This is a genomic window from Janibacter indicus, from assembly GCF_900176385.1.
Classification (GTDB): domain Bacteria; phylum Actinomycetota; class Actinomycetes; order Actinomycetales; family Dermatophilaceae; genus Janibacter; species Janibacter indicus.
Map to the genome: position 1 here is coordinate 1 of NZ_FWXN01000001.1, position 20,112 is coordinate 20,112.

18 protein-coding genes are annotated in these 20,112 nt (G+C 69.5%); 11 read left to right on the top strand and 7 right to left on the bottom strand.

Going from position 1 to position 20,112, the window contains the following annotated elements:
* Together B9B60_RS00005 and B9B60_RS17065 are read right to left on the bottom strand one after the other, a co-directional pair.
* Positions 1–711 (bottom strand): DDE-type integrase/transposase/recombinase (locus B9B60_RS00005; protein ID WP_234993672.1); only part of this gene is annotated, 711 nt, incomplete at its 3' end.
* 268 nt (positions 712–979) lie between these two features.
* Entirely contained in the window at positions 980–1,162 is a 183-nt protein-coding gene (locus B9B60_RS17065) for a hypothetical protein (RefSeq protein WP_084449294.1), read from the bottom strand.
* Positions 1,163–1,783: 621 nt separating this feature from the next.
* Between B9B60_RS17065 and B9B60_RS00015 the strand changes: the two genes are divergently transcribed.
* The 9 genes from B9B60_RS00015 to B9B60_RS00050 all read left to right on the top strand — a co-directional run bounded on the left by B9B60_RS00015 (position 1,784) and on the right by B9B60_RS00050 (position 13,145).
* On the top strand, positions 1,784–2,779 hold the full coding sequence (locus B9B60_RS00015; RefSeq protein WP_143445358.1) for an SIR2 family protein: 996 nt from the start codon (positions 1,784–1,786) through the stop codon (positions 2,777–2,779).
* Positions 2,776–3,342: a hypothetical protein gene (locus B9B60_RS16740; RefSeq protein WP_143445359.1), complete on the top strand. Its 567-nt coding sequence runs from the start codon at positions 2,776–2,778 to the stop codon at positions 3,340–3,342. The genes B9B60_RS00015 and B9B60_RS16740 overlap by 4 nt, the downstream gene beginning before the upstream one ends.
* Complete coding sequence (locus tag B9B60_RS00020) at positions 3,278–5,470, top strand: AAA family ATPase (protein ID WP_084449296.1); 2,193 nt, start codon at positions 3,278–3,280, stop codon at positions 5,468–5,470. Before B9B60_RS16740 ends, B9B60_RS00020 begins: the two co-directional genes overlap by 65 nt.
* 368 nt (positions 5,471–5,838) lie before the next feature.
* Complete coding sequence (locus B9B60_RS00025; RefSeq protein ID WP_084449297.1) at positions 5,839–7,008, top strand: HAD-IA family hydrolase; 1,170 nt, start codon at positions 5,839–5,841, stop codon at positions 7,006–7,008.
* Positions 7,001–7,969: a PDR/VanB family oxidoreductase gene (locus B9B60_RS00030; protein WP_084449298.1), complete on the top strand. Its 969-nt coding sequence runs from the start codon at positions 7,001–7,003 to the stop codon at positions 7,967–7,969. The genes B9B60_RS00025 and B9B60_RS00030 overlap by 8 nt, the downstream gene beginning before the upstream one ends.
* A 99-nt stretch (positions 7,970–8,068) precedes the next feature.
* Positions 8,069–9,451 carry an NAD(P)/FAD-dependent oxidoreductase gene (locus tag B9B60_RS00035; RefSeq protein WP_234993673.1) on the top strand — a complete coding sequence of 461 codons (1,383 nt, stop codon included), beginning with the start codon at positions 8,069–8,071 and terminating at the stop codon, positions 9,449–9,451.
* Positions 9,452–9,495: 44 nt separating this feature from the next.
* A complete protein-coding gene (locus B9B60_RS00040; RefSeq protein WP_084449300.1) occupies positions 9,496–10,791 on the top strand; it encodes a M16 family metallopeptidase in 1,296 nt (431 codons plus the stop codon).
* Positions 10,788–12,164, top strand: a complete 1,377-nt coding sequence (locus tag B9B60_RS00045) for a M16 family metallopeptidase (RefSeq protein ID WP_084449301.1) — start codon at positions 10,788–10,790, stop codon at positions 12,162–12,164. Before B9B60_RS00040 ends, B9B60_RS00045 begins: the two co-directional genes overlap by 4 nt.
* Before the next feature lie 177 nt (positions 12,165–12,341).
* Positions 12,342–13,145 carry a hypothetical protein gene (locus B9B60_RS00050; RefSeq protein WP_084449302.1) on the top strand — a complete coding sequence of 268 codons (804 nt, stop codon included), beginning with the start codon at positions 12,342–12,344 and terminating at the stop codon, positions 13,143–13,145.
* A gap of 125 nt (positions 13,146–13,270) precedes the next feature.
* Here the strand turns inward: B9B60_RS00050 and hisN are convergent, their stop codons facing one another.
* From hisN to B9B60_RS00070, 4 genes are read right to left on the bottom strand one after another with little or no spacing between them, the layout of a single operon-like run.
* A complete protein-coding gene (gene hisN / locus B9B60_RS00055) occupies positions 13,271–14,068 on the bottom strand; it encodes a histidinol-phosphatase (RefSeq protein ID WP_084449303.1) in 798 nt (265 codons plus the stop codon).
* Between the two features lie 43 nt (positions 14,069–14,111).
* Positions 14,112–15,212, bottom strand: a complete 1,101-nt coding sequence (gene rsgA, locus B9B60_RS00060; RefSeq protein WP_143445360.1) for a ribosome small subunit-dependent GTPase A — start codon at positions 15,210–15,212, stop codon at positions 14,112–14,114.
* Positions 15,212–16,510: a 3-phosphoshikimate 1-carboxyvinyltransferase gene (gene aroA / locus B9B60_RS00065; protein WP_084449305.1), complete on the bottom strand. Its 1,299-nt coding sequence runs from the start codon at positions 16,508–16,510 to the stop codon at positions 15,212–15,214. The genes rsgA and aroA overlap by 1 nt, the downstream gene beginning before the upstream one ends.
* A gap of 6 nt (positions 16,511–16,516) precedes the next feature.
* Positions 16,517–17,032 (bottom strand): DoxX family protein, encoded by a 516-nt coding sequence (locus B9B60_RS00070; protein WP_084449306.1) that lies wholly within the window; start codon positions 17,030–17,032, stop codon positions 16,517–16,519.
* 98 nt (positions 17,033–17,130) lie between these two features.
* Between B9B60_RS00070 and B9B60_RS00075 the strand changes: the two genes are divergently transcribed.
* Both B9B60_RS00075 and B9B60_RS00080 read left to right on the top strand, forming a co-directional pair.
* Positions 17,131–18,009 (top strand): SOS response-associated peptidase, encoded by an 879-nt coding sequence (locus B9B60_RS00075; RefSeq protein ID WP_084449307.1) that lies wholly within the window; start codon positions 17,131–17,133, stop codon positions 18,007–18,009.
* Entirely contained in the window at positions 18,002–18,622 is a 621-nt protein-coding gene (locus B9B60_RS00080; RefSeq protein WP_084449308.1) for an alpha/beta hydrolase family protein, read from the top strand. The genes B9B60_RS00075 and B9B60_RS00080 overlap by 8 nt, the downstream gene beginning before the upstream one ends.
* 239 nt (positions 18,623–18,861) lie before the next feature.
* On the opposite strand, the gene B9B60_RS00085 is transcribed toward B9B60_RS00080, so the two are convergent.
* Complete coding sequence (locus tag B9B60_RS00085; RefSeq protein ID WP_143445361.1) at positions 18,862–20,043, bottom strand: PucR family transcriptional regulator; 1,182 nt, start codon at positions 20,041–20,043, stop codon at positions 18,862–18,864.
* Between the last annotated feature and the right edge of the window lie 69 nt (positions 20,044–20,112).

Sequence of the window (20,112 nt, forward strand, 5' to 3'; positions counted from 1 at the left end):
GTGTGCGGGTCGGGAGTTCTTCTGGGTCACGCCCAGGGCGGCCAGGTGGGTTTCGAGGGCGTTCTTGCCGCCGCGGCCGCCGGCCAGTCGGGTGGTGAAGACCATCCCGTTGTCGGTCAGTGTGCTTGCGGGGCAACCGTGTTCGTCGATGGTGGCTTGGAACGCGGCCAGCACGATCGGGCCGGTGACTCGGGTGTGGGCACTGATGTGCAGGGCGCAGCGGGAGTGGTCGTCCAGCCAGGTGAGGATTTCCACGTCGCGGCCGGTGACCAGACGGTAGTGGGTGAAATCGGACTGCCAGGTCTCGTTGGGTTGCTCGGCTTCGAAGCGGATGTAGGAGGACTTCGGGCGCTTCTTCGGCTCTGGCACCACGCGTCCTGCTCGGGTCAGGATGCGGTTGATCGTGGCTCGGGAGGTCGTGACGTCGTGGTGGTGACGCAGGTGCCAGCCGATGGTCTCGGCGCCGGCGTCCAGGCCCCGCGCGCTCAGCTGGTCACGTAGCTGCAGCACGAGGGCGACCGTGGCCTGCGGGGTCGCGTTCGTGGAGGTTGCGGGGCGACGGGAGCGAGGCTCGAAGGCCTGCTCGCCCTCGGCGCGGTAGCGGGCCATCAGCTTGCTGATCCAGCCCTGAGAGACGCCATAGGTCCGGGCAACCTCGGACTGTGACTGGCCGGCCAGGACCGCGGTGATCACGAGACGACGTTTCGACATGCCCCAGCATCAGGACCCACACCATGCCGATGTCGTGAGACACCCCTATTCCAATGACTCGAGACACCCCATTCCGATGTCCTGAGCCAGCACACTGCCCCCGCTACCAAGTAGGGCCCCTGACCAGCGGAAACGTTCGGTCAGGGGCCGTTCGTTTGTCTGTGGGTGAGACATCCCTGACAGGTTTGCAGAACCTCTACGCCATGCAGCGGATCGACCCCTCCGTCGCAGCGCCGGCGATCGCGCCGGAGCTGCCAAGCCTCGGCAGTCAGCGCCCTACCGCCATCTGCGTGAACGCCTCGCGATGTCTCGGCTCGAACTCACCTTGCACACTGAGTTCCTTCACGAGCGTCTTGAGGTGCATGTCCAAGTATCGCTCGAAGCTCGTCCGGTACCACCCCCCTTCGAGTCCCTCCGATGCGGGGAAGTCGTCGCCGAGCTGTGGCGTCATCGCTCTTGCTCAAGCGATGATTGCCTGCCTGGGCGCGCCGCTTGGGCAGTTGAGTCCCTCCGCTGAGGCTCCCGCGACTCCCCTCCTTGTGGCTCCTAAGCCCTCCGTCGCGTGCTGCTGCCAGCGCAAACCTGGCGTCCCACTCGTTCGGTATTTCCGAGCGTCTCGCGGATCACGCCGCAGCTGCGAACGTGCACATGGATGGTGTCGTGATCAAGCAACCTCAACACAAGCACTGGCCCTTCGAATCGCCAGCACCGCGCTCGGTGCCCGTAGGATCGATGCGTGCCCCATTCCCCATCGTCGATTGCAGCCGGTGCGCCGCCGTACGCGGTCGCTCTGGCTGGGCGAGCCGCTTCTGCCAGCAGGGTGGTTATTTACGCTGGCGCTGGTATTAGCGTTTCGCCTCCGACTAGCCTTCCCACGGGAGCCGGCCTTGCGAAGGCGCTTCATTCGCAGCTCAGCGAGGTCTTCGGCGTCCTGAGTGACGTTGATGATTGGGACCTCTTGGGGATCGCCGATGCCGTAGCGCGACTTCCGGGTGGCGAAGATGCGCTACGGCAAGCATCATCTCGCTCTGCCAATTTCAGGTCGGCGGTGCCCGGTTACGCACATAGAGTCTTGGCCCAGCTCATGCTTGAAGGCGCGATCGACGTACTGACGACTAACTGGGACAGTTGCATCGAGCGTAGCTCTGGAGAGGAAGAACTGCCCACGGTCACGAATGAGTCTGATCTCGCCGATGTGACACCACCCTGGGTTCTGAAGGTCCACGGATGCGCTTCAAGGCCGGGAACGCTTCTCGTGACGACGGATCATCTGGCCAATCCTCCCACTTGGGTTCAGGAGCAGACGCACGCTCGCCTTGGATCCGCTGTGGTTGTGTTCATCGGAATTGGAGACATCGCGCCGTACGTGCGGCAGCGCGTCGTCGAAGCTATCGGCGAGATCGGTTCGGTGGAAAATATCCGGGTCGTATCCCCGAGCATTAGCTCGGATTGGGACAACTCCCCATGGAAGGCCGTGGCTCCGGATCTTCGACCGGAGCACAGAATCGGAGTGTCGGCTGACCAGTTTATGGAGGAACTTGGGTCGGCTTACATTTTCGCTAGACTCGCAGAACACAGTTCGACTTGCGGCCCGGACCTGTCCGTGAAGCTCGATGATGCAAAGAGCGTTCTATTTAGGGCCGATTCATTGGCAGTACTGCAATGGTCCCGCGCCATAGACATCAACCCGCGAGCGGGTGAATCCGTCCTGAGGAGTTCAGAATTCGGCAAGCTGCTCATAGCCCTGGGCCACCTCATTGGCGACTCCGGAGAGCTCAGAAACAGCCGAGTATTCGACACCGCGATCGGTCCCGTAGAGGTCTTGGTGTCGACGCAAACCGTTCCAATGCGGAGGCTTGTTGAGGCTGCAAGGGAGCGCCTGCACGGACACATCAGCAAGGGTGAACCGTCGCCGCTGTTCATAGTTTCAGGTGGGATAGGGGCCATGTCCGAGCCAGATGAACTTCCGCCCAGCATCGTGGAGGATGCTGATGATGCGGATATTGTCGACGGGCCACTGGCGCTTGTGCCAAATGTTAGGCACGCGGATGAGGTGATCGCGTCGTGAATGCCGAGCGAACCGACGCGCATTCAGATGGGGACCTGCTCAATCTTGCTAAAGCCGTTCTGTCGGAGCAAGGTTTTCACATCGAGAGCGTGAACGCGAATGTAAAACTCCTTCTCGCTGAGAACAGTTACTTCGTGGTGGCCGTTGCAGCTATGAGCACCACCCGCGATCTGGTTCTTGCCGAGTCGGCCGCTTTCAATGTCCTTGTCGACCGCATCGAATCAGTAGCGCTCGGCCCGAAGAAATGGGACACCTATCTTGTGCTGTTGACTCAGGAGAATTTGGCGGAGGATGACGACGTAACGCGTGACATATATTCAATCAACTACGACACCTCCAGGCTTCGGCGCATAGCGCACACAGGCGTCGCTGCCACGCCGAAAGCGGTTGGTCATGCCCTCGCACCGTTCTTTGAACCGGCAAGTTCCGCGATGTCAGCGGCACAGGACGACGCACTCGACGAGCTGCTGAAAGTTCTTGTTGCGCGAGGAGTCGATCATGACCTCGCCCACCGTTCTGTTGCCGCATTCGACCAAGGGGCATCGCTCGATGACATACTCTGAGCCCATAATTAGCCGCATGCGCGTGGAGTCGTTTCGCGGCTTCCGGGACGCTCGCGAGTTTGATCTTTCGGCTGCATCGGTTGTCGTGACTGGCCCGAACGGCACAGGCAAAACGAGCTTCTTCGATGCGCTGCAGTGGGGCCTGCTTGGGAGCTTGGAACGACTTGAGACCCTTCGTGCTCGACGCAACACCGAACATGTGGTGAACCAATACCGGCTAGGGCGTAAGGCGTCGGTTGAGATCGACCTCATGCTTCCGTCCGGGCAAGTGACCATCCGGCGCACTGGTGACCAAGGTGGAAGTACTCTTGAGTTGCGGACGAGCGGTCAAGATCCAATCTTCGGCGTCGAAGCCGAAGGGGCGCTGCGGGGGTTGTTGCTGCCTGAATCGGAAGTGACCCTGGAATCTGCCCTGGCCACATCAGGTCTCATGCAGCAGGACGTCATGCGGCGGGTTCTTGAAGCCAAGCCTGCCGACCGCTACCGACAGTTGAGCACTGTGCTTGGGCTCGGTGCCCTCGAGGACTTCGAGGACGCGGCCAAGTCGGTCGCAAAGCTGGCATCTGATCGTGAGAAGTCTGCACGGGCGGAGCGCGAGCGGCTGGCGGGTGCACTGGCACAGGCGAGGGTCCGTTGGGAGGCCGCGAGGGCGAAACTAGCTGCACGCCCGCAGGTGGCGGCAATTAGTGCCGAGGTGGCCGCTACTTTGGCTGCGGTCCCTGTGGGCATCCACTTCGTCGGTACCGGGCTGACGTTTGACAACCCCGACGCCGTTCGCGCCACTGCGGCCGCCTTTGCGGAGACAATTGACGCGGTGGATGCCGCGCTGGGCCTCTCCCGCAAGGCTGTTGAACTTAGTATCGATCTCGCGAACGAGCCCTCTGAGGAGCAACTCACTGCTCTACGCGCCGAAGCCGATCGAGCCGAAGCTACACGCGGCGCCGCTGAGACGACATGCGAGGTCGTGCAAGGGCAGCTGAATGCGGCACGACAAGCTGCGGCGGATGTAGCCCAGCTTGCAGCATTGGCAGTCCCGCTCCTATCGGATGATTGCCCCGTGTGCGGCCAAAGCATCGATCGCGAACATGTGGAACGTGAATTGAGGGAACGGGCCGAGGCCACCGGAGCAATTTTGGAACTTGAGCAAACTCTGGTCCGCGTGACGGGCGAATTGTCCGACGCTGCAGGCGCGGCTGAAGCGGCCCGAGAGATCCGTGACTCTGCTGAGCGACGAGCTGGCCAATGGCGGCAAGCGCGCGAGGCCGAGCGTGTGGCGGACGCGGCGGTGAGCGCTCTCGCGGAGGACGTGAGAGTGGTTCGCTTCGATCAGTACACACTGGAATCTTTCGTCGTGGCTGCTGGCCCGGCGTTGGAGTACTTCCGTCGGGCTCGTCGTGCCCTGATCGATCTGCTGGACACGTTTGACCGGCAGTCGGATCAGGGCGTCATCAATCGCGCGGATGCAGAGGTCAAGAGTTTGAAGGTCGCGCTCAAGTCGGCCGAAGCGGTGTTGGTGGCTGAGTCGGCGCGATCTCAGAAGCTTCAGACTCTGTCCGAGCAGACACTTGAGGCGCGGGTTGAGGTGACGGAGGCCCGGCTACGCTCCATGCAGCCGTTGGTTGCAAACATCTTCCAGCGGCTCGATCCTCATCCGGCGTTTAAGACTGTGGAGTTCGAACTAGCCACCTACTATCGAAGGGGTACGACCAGCCCGCTGGTAATCGATCAAGTGGAGAATGTCTCCGCCGACCCGCTCTTGATCTTCTCCACCTCGCAAGCAAATATCGTTGCGCTGTCCTACTTCATCGCAATGAGCTTGTCGTCAGGGGAGAGGGGCTTGCCTTTCCTCTTGCTTGATGATCCCGTTCAGTCGATGGACGACGTGAATGTTCTCGGGTTTGCTGACCTCTGTCGCCATCTTCGTCTGCGTCGACAACTGATCGTCTCAACCCACGAACGTCGGTTCGCGAGCTTGCTCGAGCGTAAACTCGCGCCGCGAGATGGAGACTCTCGAACGAAGATGATCAGGTTCACTGGCTGGGACCGCAGCGGTCCGACAGTGGAGGAGTCCACGGTCGACGCCCAGTTGCTCGACGATCCGATTCGCCTCGTCCGCGTGGCTGGGTGAGGCAGGAAGCAGAAGTTCGATCGCTGTGTTCTCTCTCATTGGCCGCGGCGGGCCCCGCAGGGCCGGGGGCGCCCGCTGATCGGTGGGGAGTCCTGGACTGGGGCGCGACTGTGCCGCCATCCTCTACCCCGTCCCTGCGGTCCTCTGCGAGTAGGGCGCGATCGTCGTCGCGGGCCCGATGTCGGTGCGCCCGCTGCGGCATTCATCGCTTCGGCGCCTTCGACGACCCGTCGGCGGCGCTGCTCGCCGACAAGGCGGAGTTCCAGCGCAACCGTGCCGCCGGTGGTTCGGCACGGACTGAGCCACGTCGGCGTAGCGATGGGAGAGCCTTCGTCAAGAATTCACCTTGGTGGGGGATCCTTCCCGCCGTGACCACGCCACCGGCCCTGCTCCCTTCGCTCCTCGCGAGTGACCGCGCGCCCGCGCCCCGCACGCTCGTCGACATCTTCATGGGCGTCGTCGAGGAGCACCCCGACGCGCCGGCCGTCGACAGCGGCCAGGAGATGCTCACCTATGCCGAGCTGGCCGAGGCCGCGACGGCGCTCGCCGAGTCGCTCGCGGAGCTGGGCATCGGGCCGGGGGACAAGGTCGGGGTGCGCATCCGCTCCGGCTCGACCGACCTCTACGCCGCGATCATCGGCACGATCCTCGCGGGCGCCGCCTACGTGCCCGTCGACGCCGACGACCCCGACGAGCGGGCCCGGGTGGTCTTCGAGGAGTCGGCGGCCGCCGCGATCATCGGCAACGATCTCGTCATCACGACCACCGCTGTGGGACAGGGGCGCTCGCTGATCGAGCCCGCGCCGCCAGGGACCGACGACGACGCCTGGGTGATCTTCACCTCCGGGTCCACCGGCAAGCCGAAGGGGGTCGCCGTCACCTACCGCAATGCCGCCGCCTTCGGCGGGCCGGGCCTGCTGACCCCCTTCGAGATGGCGGTCCGCGAGCCCGAGGGGGTGGTCCGTGACCTCTTCCTCGAGCAGGGGCCGCTCGCGACGCGGCAGCGACCGGACCCGCTGTGGGCGGACCTGCAGGAGGGTCGCCTCAGCGAACGGGAGTACTGGGCGCGCAAGGCGCAGGCATGGCACGAGGCCGGGGGTTCGGCCCCCGACGTGCCGGTGATGTTCGCGTCGCTCTACTCGCCGCCCGGCCCGCGGATGATTCGCCCGCAGGCCCGCGCGCTGCTCGCCGACGCCCTCGCGGCCGGTCGTCGCACGGCGATCCTCGCCAACGACATGCGCGCCTTCCACACCCAGGACTGGATCGACGGCACGGAGATCATCCACACCGTCGACGTCATGGTCGACGGGTCCGTCGAGGGCGTGCTCAAGCCTGACCCTGAGCTGTACCGCAGACTCGCGCAGCGGCTCGGCGTGGACTTCGCCGACATGGTCTTCGTCGACGACCAGCCGCACAACATCGCGGGTGCCGAGGCACTCGGCATCCCGGCGGTGTGGTTGGACGTGACGGATCCGGACGCGTCCTTCGACCGGGCGCGCACACTCATGGGACTGGACGAGGTGGTCCGCGATGGCTGAGCAGAGAGAGGTCCGGGTCTCCCGGATGCAGTGGGAGGCCGAGGGAGTGCTGTCCCTGCGGCTGACCCGGATCGAGAGCGCGGACCCCATGCCCGAGTGGGCGCCGGGTGACCACATCGACGTCTACGTGCCCGACGGCACGACCCGGCAGTACTCGCTGTGCGGTGACCCGACCGACCGCGGCCACTGGGAGATCGCGGTCCTGCGTGAGCACGAAGGGCGTGGTGGCTCGGCCTACATCCACGACGAGCTGCGGGTCGGGGACCGACTGCTCGTCACCCGGCCGAGGAACACCTTCGCCCTTGAGGACGCGTCGTACCACGCGCTCGTCGCGGGCGGGATCGGCATCACGCCGATGATGGCCATGGCCGAGCACCTCGCCCGGGAGGACCGACCCTTCCACCTGACGTACGGCGGCCGTACGAGCGGGGCCATGGCCTTCCGGGACCGGTTGGCGGTGCTCGGGGATCGGGTGAGCTTCCTCGCCGAGGACGCGCAGGGTCGCCCCGACCTGGAGGCCCTCGTGCGTGACCTGCCCGAGGGCGGGCTCGTCTACGTGTGCGGGCCCCTCGGGCTGCTCCAGGCCGTGCAGGCCGCGGCCGAGGCCGTGCACGGACCCGACCACGACGTCGTGCGCTTCGAGCTCTTCAGCCGTGACGGCCTCGAACCGGTGGTGGGCCAGGCACTCGACGCCGACGACTACGAGCTCGTGCTGGCGCGCTCCGGCCACACCCTGCGTCTGGCTCCCGAGGACAGCATCCTCGACAAGGCCCTCGCCCTGGGGATCGACGTCGACAACGACTGCCGAGAGGGCATCTGCGGCTCGTGCGTCACGGCGATCATCTCGGGCGAGGTCGACCACCGCGACCTCGTGATGACGAAGAAGGAGCACGCGGCGATGAAGGAGATGATGATCTGCGTCTCTCGGCCGACGTGCGCGCGGCTCGAGCTCGACCTGTGACGGCCCGCGAGCGGCCCTCTGTGGCCCCTATCAGGTCGGATGTGCCGGTGGACACAGGGGAGGGGCGCGATTTCTCCCTTCGCCATGGGCTGGGCCACAATGGAAGGCGTGAGCGCTAACTCTGGCAAGCACCGCGTCGTCATCATCGGTTCCGGCTTCGGCGGCCTGTTCGCCGCGAAGTCCCTGAGCGGCAAGGACGTCGAGGTCACCCTCATCTCGCGCACCGGCCACCACCTCTTCCAGCCGCTGCTCTACCAGGTGGCCACGGGCATCCTCTCCGAGGGCGACATCGCCCCGGCGACCCGCGACATCCTCGCCCGCGACAAGAACGTCCGCACGATCCTCGGCGACGTCCACGAGATCGACATCGAGGCGCGCACCGTCACCTCCCGCTCGCTGAGCCAGGAGACGGTCACGCCCTACGACAGCCTGATCATCGCCGCCGGTGCCGGCCAGTCGTACTTCGGCAACGACCACTTCGCCCGCTACGCGCCGGGCATGAAGGACATCGACAACGCCCTCGAGCTGCGCGGCCGCATCTTCGGCGCCTTCGAGCTGGCCGAGACCACGACCGACCCCGAGGACCGCGAGCGGCTGCTCACCTTCGTCGTCGTCGGCGCCGGCCCGACCGGTGTCGAGATGGCCGGCCAGATCGCCGAGCTGTCGCACAAGACCCTCGCCCACGAGTTCCGCTGCATCAACCCCCGCGACGCGCGCGTCATCCTGCTCGACGGCGCCGACCAGGTGCTGCCCTCCTTCGGAGACCGCCTCGGCGGCAAGACCCGGGCCAGCCTCGAGAAGCGCGGCGTCGAGGTCCAGCTCGGGGCCATGGTCACCGACGTCGACGGCAGCGGCATCGACGTCAAGTACAAGGACGGCTCCACCCAGCGCATCGAGGCCATGACCAAGGTCTGGGCCGCCGGTGTCGCCGCCTCGCCGCTCGGCAAGCTCGTCGCCGAGCAGGCCGGTGCCGAGATCGACCGCGCCGGGCGCGTCCAGGTCGAGGAGGACCTGACCCTCAAGGGTCACCCGGAGATCTTCCTCGTCGGCGACATGATCAACCTCAAGGGCTACCCGGGCGTCGCGCAGCTGGCGATCCAGGGCGGCCGCTACGCGGCCAAGGAGATCCTCGGGCGCCTCGAGGGCAAGGAGCCGCAGGCCCCCTTCGTCTACAAGGACAAGGGCTCGATGGCGACGATCTCGAAGTACTCCGCCGTCGCGAGCATCGGCAAGATCAAGCTCACCGGCTTCATCGCCTGGCTCGCCTGGCTGGCCGTGCACCTCATGGCGATGGTCGGCTTCAAGAACCGCGTCTCCACGCTGCTCAACTGGATCATCACCTTCGTCGGCAACAACCGCAACGAGCGTGCGACGACGATGCAGCAGGTCTTCGCCCGCCGGGCCATCGAGGACCTCGGCGAGGACGCCTTCCCCGAGCTGCCGCGCACCGGTGAGCAGGAGCAGCGGCGCGACGCCTCCTGACGGCTGACGGGACTCCTCCCGGGCGCGCGTCGTAGGGTGCGTTCATGCCCTTGGACTTCACCCTCGAGGACCACACCCTCCCCAACGGCCTGCGCGTCGTCGTGCAGCCGGACGACACGACCCCGACCGTCACGGTCAACCTGTGGGTCGGGGTCGGTTCACGTCACGAGGAGCCCGGGCGCACCGGCTTCGCGCACCTCTTCGAGCACCTGATGTTCCAGGGCAGCGCGCACGTGGCAAACGGCGAGCACTTCCAGGCGCTCATGGGGGTCGGTGGCCGGCTCAACGCGACGACGTGGTTCGACCGGACCAACTACTTCGAGACCATCCCTTCGGGGGCGCTCGAGCTCGCACTCTGGCTCGAGGCCGACCGTCACGCCAACCTGCTGGCCGCGGTCAACCAGGCCAACCTCGACAACCAGCGCGACGTGGTCAAGGAGGAGAAGCGCCAGCGCTACGACAACCAGCCTTACGGTCAGGCGCTGACCCGCGTCTACGCGACGGTCTTCCCGCAGGGGCACCCCTACCACCACCCGACGATCGGGTCGATGGAGGACCTCGACGCCGCGTCCGTGCAGGACGTCCACGACTTCTTCGCCCGGCACTACGCCCCCGACAACACCGTCCTGACGATCGTCGGTGACGTGAGCGCCGAGCGGGCGCTCGAGCTGGCGGAGCGCTACTTCGGGCACATCACCCACCGGGCCGAGCCGCGGCGGGCGCCGGTCGCGCCCCTGCCGCCGCTGCCGGAGCCGCTGCGGGAGGAGGTCGTCGACGAGGTGCCCAACGACCGGATCCACCTGGCCTTCCGGCTCCCTGCCGAAGGGGGTGACACCCGTGACGAGTTCCTCGCCGCCTCGATGGCCCTGGACTGCCTCGGCGGGCTGAGCTTCTCGCCGCTGGAGCAGCGCCTCGTGCGTGAGGAGCAGGTGGCCAACAGCGTCGACGTCGGGGCGATGGGCTTCGTCGACGGCGTCTCGCTCGGGCTCGTCGTCGTCGACGTCGCCGAGGGCGTCGACACCGATGCGCTCGAGGAGCGGGTGTGTGCCGAGCTGAGCGCCTTTGCCGACGAGGGGCCGACGCCCGAGCAGCTGGAGGCGGTGCGGGCGCAGGCCGAGCGCGCCTGGCTGTCGGCGCTCGCGGCCAAGGACGAGCGGGCCGACCTCATCGGGCACTACACCTGCCTGCACGACGACCCGGGCTTCATCAACACCTTCCTCGACCGGCTGGCCGAGGTGACGCCGCAGCAGGTGCAGGCGGCTGCCGACCGGTGGCTGCGGCCGCAGAGTCGAGCCGCCGTCGTCTACCGGGCGGCCCAGGAGCAGGAGGAGGTCGCGTGAGCGAGGTCGAGAGCACGAGCACGCCCGTTGTCCCACGGCCCGAGGTGGCGGCGCCGGGGGAGTGGGCCTTCCCCGAGCCGCGCGAGGTCGAGCTGCCCAACGGCATCCGGGCACTCGTCCACGACGTGCCCGGCCAGTACGTCATCTCGGTGCGGGTCACCGTGCCGGCGGCCCTGCGGCACGAGCCGCGCGAGGTCGAGGGCGTCGCGTGGATCATGGCGCGGCTGCTCGACGAGGGCACGAGCACGCACGGGCAGCGCGAGCTGTCGGAGCTGCTCGAGCGGCGCGGCATCGCGCTCGGGGCCGGCATGAGCGAGGCGGCGCTGGGCGTCGATCTCGACGTGCCGCAGCGCTTCCTGCCCGAGGCGCTCGAGCTGCTCACCGAGTGCCTGTCCGAGCCGACCTTCGAGGAGGGCGAGGTCACGCGGGTGGTGCGCACCCGGCTGGCCGAGATCGAGCAGGAGCGCGCCTCCGCCGGGCGGCGCGCCTTCAAGGAGTGGGCGGCGAGCTACTACGACCGGGACACCCGGGCCAGCCGGCCGGCCTCCGGATCGGCCGAGACGGTCGCGGCGATCCGTCGTGAGCACGTCGTCGACTACCACGCCACACACGTGCACCCCGAGGGCTCGACGGTGGTCGTCGCCGGCGACCTCACCGGGATCGACGTCGACGCGCTCCTCGGCGAGACGATCGGTGCGTGGGAGACCGCCGGCCGTGCCGTCTCGACCGACCGTGCGCCCGCGCCGCGGGCCGACGACGCCGCTCGCGTGGTGCTCGTCGACCGGCCCGGCTCGGTGCAGTCGGAGATCCTCATCGGCGGGCCGGGCCCGGACCGACGGGTCGACTCGGGGTGGGCTCCCTTCCCCGTCCTGGCCTGGGTCGTCGGCGGTGCGCCCAATGCCCGCATCGACCAGGTGCTGCGCGAGGACAAGGGCTACACCTACGGCATCCGGGCCGGCTTCCGCCCGCGTCAGGTGGGCTCCGCCTTCACCGTGTCTGGGTCAGTCCGCGCCGACTCGACGGTCGACTCCCTTCGCCTGCTCTCGCAGATCCTCACCGGTGTCGGTGAGGGCTTCACCGAGGCCGAGACCCGGGCCGGGGTCGACTTCATGACGCTCACCGCGCCGGGGCGCTACGACACCGCCGACGCGATCGCCGACGAGACGAGCGGGCTGGCGGGCGACAACCTGCCGCTGAGCTTCACCAGCGACATGATCGCTGCGATGCGCCGGCTCACCGCTGCTGACCTCGACGCCGCGTGGCGCGACCACGTCCGGCCCGAGTGGACCATCGTCGTCGTCGGCGACGCCGCGCTCTACCGCGACGAGGTCGAGGAGCTCGGGCTCGGGCCGGTGACCGTCGTCCCGAACTGACCCGTGCACGAGGGGTGGTGTGTTGAACCGGTAGCCCTGGATGCCGGCAGCCTCTGACGAGGCTCGCCGGCAGGCTGGACTCCCACTTCAACGCACAACCATGTGGAGCCTCTCGAGGTTGTCCACACATCTCGCGGGCCCGTGGAAGGCAGCGCTCGCTCCGGCTGTGCTGGCGGGATGATCTATACGAGCCGCCAGATCCACGACCGGGTCACTGCACGCGAGATCCCGCGCGTCCTGGGCCGCGGCGAGCTGGTCCGCGCAGGCCGCTACTACGTCACACCCGACACGGACGAAGGGGTGCGCGCAGCACTGGCGCTGGGCCTGCGCCCGACCTGTGTCACGGCGGCCCGGGAGCACGGGCTGTGGGTGCCGCCCGTACCCGGGCTGCACGTCTACACGAGGCGCGGGAGCCCGAGGGCGGGGTGGGTCGGCCACGGGTGGCATCCTTCGTGGCCGGAGTCGAGTCCGATCGCCTCGCCTCGGCTGCTGCTCGAGCACGCCATCAGATGCCTCGACCCGCTCGAGGTCGGCATCTTGGCCGACAGTGCCCTGCACAACGAGTTGGTGGACCAGGACACCGTGGCCGAGCTCGCCGCGACTGCGCCACGCGCCGTGCGACGGGTCCTCGAGCGGGCATCCGGCAAGGCCCAGTCGGGGACGGAGAGCAAGGTCAGGCTCTTCCTGCTGCTCCACAACGTCAGGGTCACCCCGCAGGTGAAGATTCCGGGAGTCGGCTTCGTGGACAATCTCGCGGGCCGACGGTGGATCATCGAGTGCGACAGCCGTCAGCACCACACGGGCAAGGACACCTACGCCAAGGACCGGGCGCGTGATCTGCGAGCCCTCGAGCTGGGCTACTTCACGACCCGGCTGACGCACGAGATGACCTTCGCCGGCTGGGCGAGGACGTCGGCCACCCTGCTAGAGGTGATCCGGTCCGGTCGACACCTGGATCCGCCGGACCGCTGGGCCCTCTGAGCATGGTTGTGTGTTGAACCAGTCGTTCTGTGTGCCGGGAGGCTCTGGTGAGGCTCGCCGGCTGGCTGGACTACCACTTCAACGCACAGCCAGCGGACGGATCGCGCCCGGGCGGCCCGGCCGGGTCAGGCGTCAGGCGCCAGCCGGCGCAGGACCTCGTCGTGGAGCAGGCCGTTGGAGGCGAGGGCATTGCCGCCCCAGGGGCCGGGGGCCCCGTCGAGCGAGGTGAAGCGCCCACCGGCCTCCTCGACGATGGCCACGAGCGCGGCCATGTCGTAGAGCTCCAGCTCGGGCTCGGCGGCGAGGTCGACCGCGCCCTCGGCGACGAGCATGTAGGACCAGAAGTCCCCGTAGGCCCGCGTGCGCCACAGGTCGGACGTGAGGTTGAGGAAGTTGCGGGCCCGGCCGAGCCCACGCCAGCCGTCGAGCGAGCTGTAGGACAGCGATGCGTCGGCCACCTGCGAGACCCGCGAGACGTGGATCTGCTTGGCCTGGGCGAGGGAGCGGCCGGTCCAGGCGCCGGCGCCCTTCGCCGCCCACCAGCGACGGCCGAGGGCGGGGGCCGCGACGAGCCCGACGACGCAGTCCTCGCCGTCGACGAGCCCGATGAGGGTGGCCCAGACGGGGACGCCGCGGACGTAGTTCTTCGTGCCGTCGATCGGGTCGATGATCCAGCGGCGCTGCGAGTTGCCGACGCTGCCGAACTCCTCACCCAGCACGGCGTCCCGCCCGCGAGAACGAGCCAGCTGCGCGCGGATCGCCTCCTCGCAGGAGCGGTCGGCGTCGCTGACAGGCGTCAGGTCGGGCTTGGACTCGACGACGAGGTCGGCCGCCTGGAAGCGGGCCATGGTGATCCGCTCGACCTGGTCGGCCAGCACGTGGGCCAGGCGCAGGTCATCGGCGTAGGGGGAGCTGTCGGCCATCCGGTCAACGTACCCGCACCGGCGGCCCCGGCGGGGGACCGGGTCAGCGCTCGTCCGACTCGCCGGACCGCGCCCGCAGCAGACGACGAAGGGAGTCCAGCCGCTGCTCCCCGCCCGGCCCGGCGTGCCCCGCGGCGACCCAGGCGTCGAGGGCGCAGTCCGGTTCGTCGTGGGTGCAGCCGCGCGGGCAGCCCTCGTCGGCGCCCTCGGCCAGCTCGGGGAAGTGCCCGATGATCCGGTCCGGATCGACGTGCGCCAGCCCGAAGGAGCGGATGCCCGGGGTGTCGATGATCCAGCCCGCGGCGTCCGGGTCCACCGGTTCGGCCTCCTGGGCCCGCACGTCCTCACGGTCGTGCGAAGGGGGGAGAGGCGGCAGCCGCAGGCCGAGGGCACTGGTCGAGGTGTGCCGGCCCCGGCCGGTGACGTCGTTGACGTGCCCGGTGGCCCGGTCGGCGTCGGGGCACAGCGCGTTGACCAGGGTCGACTTGCCGACGCCCGAGTGCCCGACGAGCACCGAGACGCGGCCGGCGAGGCGACGGCGCAGCTCGGCCAGCCCTTCGCTGCCCTCGGTGAGTACCGAGGTGACGACGTGCGGGACGTCGAGGGGGGCGTACTGCGCGAGGAAGTCCTCGGCGGAGGCGAGGTCGGACTTGGTGAGCACGAGCAGCGGGTCCATGCCGGCGTCGTATGCCGCGACGAGGCAGCGGTCGATGAGGCGCGGGCGCGGCTCGGGGTCGGCGAGGGCGGCCACGACGACGAGCTGGTCGGCGTTGGCGACGATGACCCGCTCGACGGGGTCGGTGTCGTCGGCGGTGCGCCGCAGCACGGTGGCCCGCTCCTCGATGCGCACGATCCGGGCGAGGGTGTCGGGCGCACCCGAGGTGTCACCGACCATCGCGACCCGGTCGCCGACGACGACGGGGGAGCGGCCGAGCTCGCGCGCCCGCATGGCGATGACCACGCGCTCGGGCAGGCCCTCCCCGGCGGGCACGAGCGTCGTCCACCGACCCCGGTCGACGGCCGTCACCCGGCCGACGATCGCGTCCTCGTGCTTGGGGCGGTCCTTGGTCCGTGGCCGGGAGCCGCGGCGGTTGGGGCGCACGCGGACGTCGGACTCGTCCCAGCTGCGCGCGGACCGGCCCATCAGCCCTCCGACGCCTCGAGCATGCCCTGCCACAGGTCGACGAAGCGCGGCAGCGTCTTGCCGACGGTCGCGGGGTCCTCGATGACCGTGCCGGGGGCACGCAGGGCGAGGACCGCTCCGGCCATGACCATGCGGTGGTCGGCATAGGTGTGGAAGGTGCTGGGGCGCAAGGGTGCCGGGTCGATCCGCAGGCCGTCGTCGAACTCGGTGACCTCGACGCCCATGCCGCCCAGCTCCCGCGAGAGCGCGCTGATCCGGTCGGTCTCGTGCCCGCGGATGTGGGCGACCCCGCGGATGATCGACGGCCCGTCGGCGCACGCCGCGACGGCGGCGACGACCGGCGTCAGCTCGGCGGCGTCGTGCAGGTCGACGTCGATGCCGCTGGGGTGACCGTCGCCGGCGACGGTGAGCGTGCGGGAGTCGAGGCTGACCTCGGCGCCCATCCGGTCGAGGACGTCGCGGATCATGTCGCCGGCTTGGGTCGTGTGGCCGGGCCAGTCCGGGACCGACACCCGGCCCCCGGCGACGAGCGCGGCGGCGAGGAAGGGCGCGGCATTGGACAGGTCGGGCTCAACGGTCACGTCGAGCGGCAGCAGCTCGCCCGGCTCGACCCGCCACGTGTTGGCCTCGGAGTCGTCGACCGCGGCGCCGGCGTCACGCAACGTCTCGACGGTCATCTCGACGTGGGGCAGCGAGGGCAGCGGCTTGCCGTCGTGGACGACCGTCACGCCCTCGTCGAAGAGCGACCCGGCGAGCAGCAGCGCGGAGACGAACTGGGAGGACGCGGAGGCGTCGATCACGACCCGCCCACCCCGCACGGAGCCCGTTCCCTCCACGACGAAGGGGAGGGTGCCTCTCCCTTCGTCCTTGACGGTGACGCCGAGGTCCCGCAGCGCGTCGATGATCGCGGCCATGGGCCGCACCCGCGCGTGCTCGTCACCGTCGAAGGTCACCGGACCGCTGGCCAGCGCCGCGACCGGGGGCAGGAAGCGCATGACCGTGCCGGCGAGGCCGCAGTCGACGGGGCGGCCGCCGCGCAGGGTCGCGGGGTGGATGATCCAGTCGGGGGAGCCGGAGGCCGTGGACGTGGCGTCGTCGATGCTCGCGCCGAGCTGGCGCAGCGCCTGGGCCATGAGCTCGGTGTCCCGGGAGCGAAGGGGGCGTCGCAGGCGGGAGATGTCGGAGGCGAGAGCCGCGAGGACGAGGTAGCGGTTGGTGAGGGACTTGCTCCCCGGCAGCGTCACGGTCGCGTCGAGGCGACCGGACGCTGCCGGGGCATGCCAATCAGGACTGGTCATCGCCGGTCAGGACACCGCCTGCTTCGCCTGGAGGGCGGCGAGCTTGGCCTCGCGGGCCGCGGACTTGCGGGCCTGGCGGGCGGTGCGCTCGATGCCTTCGCCGGCGAGCTTGGCGCGGTAGGCGACGCCGGGCTTGCCCTCGGTGTCGACCGCGGCGAGGATCAGCCCGCCCATGAGGCTGACGTCCTTGATGAACTGGGTGAGCTTGTCCGCCTTGGCCTGCGGGTCGGACTCAGCCCAGAAGTTGTGGGTCGCGGTCGTCGGGACCATCGTCCCGAGGAGCAGCGCGGAGGCCAGGCGGGGAGCCTTGCCGGTGGCGAGGAGCGCGCCGCCGGCGACCATCGCGGCGCCGTTGGCGCGCACGAGCAGCTCGGTGTCGTCGGGCAGCTGGGTCTTGGCCGCCAGGGGCTTGGTGACAGGCTCGGCCGCAGGGGCATGGGCGGTGGGGTAGCGCAGGGCGTTGATGCCGCCCCAGACGAAGATTCCGGCGAGCATGGGACGGGCGATGCGACGAACGATCATGGGTGATGGCTCCTTGTCGTCGTGTGGTCACCGGGAGTCTCCCGGCGGGTACGCCTCCTACCGTAGTCGGGATCGGCCGTGGGCCTAGTCTCGGAGGGGTGTGCGGACGATATGCGGCCACGGCCAACCCCGACGACCTGATCGAGGAGTTCGAGATCGACGCGGACCGCGTCGGTGAGCCCTCGCGCTCGATCCTCAAGTCGCCCCAGGACCCACCGGCGGGGACGCCCGACTACAACATGGCGCCGACCAAGCAGGCTCCGGTCGTCCTCACCCGCGTGCCGAAGGGGGCCCTTCGAGTCTCGGGCCCGGAGGCCCTCGCACCTCAGGAACCGGGGGTGGGGGTGCGTCAGCTGCGACTGCTCACCTGGGGTCTCGTGCCGTCGTGGGCGAAGGAGACCAAGGTCGGCCTGCGGATGACCAATGCCCGCGCCGAGACCCTCCTCGACAAGCCGGCCTTCGCCAAGGCGGCGGCCAGCCGCCGGTGCATCGTCCCGGCCGCGGGCTGGTACGAGTGGCAGGTCTCGCCGGTGGCCAAGGACGCCAAGGGCAAGCCGCGCAAGCAGCCCTTCTTCATCCACCGCGGCGACGACGCGCCGGTCGCCTTCGCGGGGCTCTACGAGTTCTGGCGCGACCCGGCGGTCGCGGCCGGCGACGACCCCGACGCGTGGCTCACGACCTTCACGATCATCACCACCGCCGCGGACCCGGGCATGGACCGCATCCACGACCGGCAGCCGCTCGTGCTCGAGCGCGAGGACTGGGGCCGCTGGCTCGACCCGACGCTCACGGACACGGGCGAGGTGGGGGAGCTGCTCGCCTTCGCGCAGCCAGGGCGCTTCGCGGCCCACCCGATCTCGCCGGCTGTCGGCGCCACGCGCAACAACGGCCCCGGCCTGCTCGAGCCGCTCTCCCGCGACCAGCTCGTCGGCGTCGTCGACCCCGAGACCGGCGAGGTGATCAACCCTGATGGTTGAGCTCGAAACCCCCACCGCCCAGGGCCCCGCCCGCGTCCACCTGCACGAGGCGACGGGCACCCCCTTCGGCACGCTGATGCTCACCCACGGTGCCGGCGGCGGGATCGGTGCCAAGGACCTCGCGGCCATCGCGACCCGCCTGCCCGAGGCCGGCTGGCAGGTGGCGCTCGTCGAGATGCCGTGGCGGGTCGCGGGCAAGAAGGTCGCGCCCATGCCGCCCAAGCTCGACGCCGCGTGGCGCGAGATCGTCGCGGGTGTGCGGGACTTGCTGGCGGAGCGGGTCGTCTTCGGCGGCCGCAGTGCCGGCGCGCGGGTCGCGTGCCGGCTGGCGGCGGAGCTCGGGGCCGAGGGTGTGCTCGCCTTGAGCTTCCCGCTCGTGCCGCCCGGTAAGGGGCCGGACAAGTCCCGCATCCACGAGCTGCTCCTGCCGGTCGAGGCGGGGCTGCCCGTGCAGGTGGTGCAGGGGGCGAAGGACCCCTTCGGGACGCCGGATGACGTGCGAGCAGCCTTGGGGGACAAGGCTGCCGACGTGCGCGTCGACGAGGCCCCCGGCACCCACTCCTTCACCGGCGGCGGCGCGGTCGCCGACGCCGTGCTCGCGCACTGGACCTGAACTCGCGGGTCGAGGATCGAGGCCCGAAGACGGCGGCTACGGCCCTGACTCGTGCGATGAATCAGCGGGCTCGGCCCGGTCGAATGGCCGGGAAGCACCAGCATGGCCGGGAAATCCGGACATGGCCGAGCTATTGCCCGGCCATCCTCTGTCTTCCCGGCCATCCGCACTCTTCCCGGCCCTGAGCCTGCCTGCCCCTGAGGAGCGGGGCCGCCCGCGGCCGCAGCGTCTCGAAGGAGTCACCGCCCCAGCGCGAGCACCAGCGCGAACACCTCGTCGGGGTCGGCGAGGCGCTCGCCGTAGAGGTCGCGGACCTGGTTCATCCGGTAGCGCACGGTCTGCGGGTGCACGTGCAGCGTCTCGGCGACGAGCTCGCGCCGCCCCTGCAGGAGCAGCCAGGCGCGCAGCGTGTCCTTGAGCCGCTCGGCGGTCTCCTCCGGCAGGTCGGCGAAGGGAGCCAACGTCACGTCGCGCAGGTCGGACAGGGCGGTCGGGTCGGCGTGGAGGACGAGCTCCGGCAGGACGGCGTCGGTGTCGAGGACACCTGAGCGCCCGAGCGCCACGGCCGAGAGGGCGCGGGCGTAGGACCCGGAGACCTCGCCCCAGGGTCGGGCAGGTCCGACGACCGCGTCGTGCCCCGCGAGGACCTCGAGCAGTCGCGCCCGCGAGCGCCCGCCGCTGTCGGGGACGAGCAGCACGGCGTGGTCGTCGACGCCGGGCAGGTCCTCGGCGAGGGTCAGCGTGCGCGGGTCGAGCACGCCGGCGGTGGTGAGCACCCGATCGCGCTCGACGAGCACCGCCGTCAGGGTGCGTGGCGGCACCCAGCCGGCCGCGGCGACCGCTTCGTCGAGGGCCGACTCCGCCAGCCCCGTGAGCAGTCCCCGGGTCAGGCGGTCGAGCTGGACGAGGCGCTCGCGCTCGGCGCTGCTCGTCTGCTGGTTGTGCCCGGCGACCGATGCGGCCGACAGCTCGTCGATGTAGGTGAAGACCAGCTCGGCGAAGCGCCCCAGGGTCGCGGCGTCGACCCCGGCCGCGATGGCCTCGACCGACAGCTCGCGCCACGCGGCGCTCGCGCCGACGCGATAGGCGGACAGCAGCGCCTCGACGGGGCGGCCCCGCTGGGCCTCGGCCTGCCCCAGCTCGCGCGCGGCGGCGACACCCACCCCGACGGGGGCGCCCTGCGGCGCGGCGCCGGCGGCGAGCGTGACGAAGCTGGCGAGCGAGACCTGCACCGCCCGCTCGATGATCTTGCCCATCCGTCCCTGGAAGGGCACGTCGTAGGCCGGGACCTGCTGCATGACCTCGGCGACGACGACCGAGGCAACCCTCGGCAGCTGTGCGCGAAGGGCGTCGACCGTCGCCTCGTCGAGCACCAGCCCGGCCGCCTGCCGGGCCGTGCGCCCGGACCCTGCTGCTGCCACTGCTGCTCCCTTCGTCACCGGCCCTCGTCGGTCGAGGTGCGAGGCCGCCCACCCCGTTGGTCGAGGTGC

What these genes read in the sequence shown, in the direction of transcription:
- B9B60_RS00040 (WP_084449300.1), top strand. Translation starts at nt 9,496, where the DNA reads ATGCCCTTGGACTTCACCCTCGAGGACCACACCCTCCCCAACGGCCTG.
- rsgA (WP_143445360.1), bottom strand. Translation starts at nt 15,212, where the DNA reads ATGGGCCGGTCCGCGCGCAGCTGGGACGAGTCCGACGTCCGCGTGCGC.
- B9B60_RS00035 (WP_234993673.1), top strand. Translation starts at nt 8,069, where the DNA reads ATGGAAGGCGTGAGCGCTAACTCTGGCAAGCACCGCGTCGTCATCATC.
- B9B60_RS00070 (WP_084449306.1), bottom strand. Translation starts at nt 17,032, where the DNA reads ATGATCGTTCGTCGCATCGCCCGTCCCATGCTCGCCGGAATCTTCGTC.
- B9B60_RS00050 (WP_084449302.1), top strand. Translation starts at nt 12,342, where the DNA reads ATGATCTATACGAGCCGCCAGATCCACGACCGGGTCACTGCACGCGAG.
- aroA (WP_084449305.1), bottom strand. Translation starts at nt 16,510, where the DNA reads ATGACCAGTCCTGATTGGCATGCCCCGGCAGCGTCCGGTCGCCTCGAC.
- B9B60_RS00030 (WP_084449298.1), top strand. Translation starts at nt 7,001, where the DNA reads ATGGCTGAGCAGAGAGAGGTCCGGGTCTCCCGGATGCAGTGGGAGGCC.
- B9B60_RS17065 (WP_084449294.1), bottom strand. Translation starts at nt 1,162, where the DNA reads ATGACGCCACAGCTCGGCGACGACTTCCCCGCATCGGAGGGACTCGAA.
- B9B60_RS00020 (WP_084449296.1), top strand. Translation starts at nt 3,278, where the DNA reads ATGACCTCGCCCACCGTTCTGTTGCCGCATTCGACCAAGGGGCATCGC.
- hisN (WP_084449303.1), bottom strand. Translation starts at nt 14,068, where the DNA reads ATGGCCGACAGCTCCCCCTACGCCGATGACCTGCGCCTGGCCCACGTG.
- B9B60_RS00080 (WP_084449308.1), top strand. Translation starts at nt 18,002, where the DNA reads ATGGTTGAGCTCGAAACCCCCACCGCCCAGGGCCCCGCCCGCGTCCAC.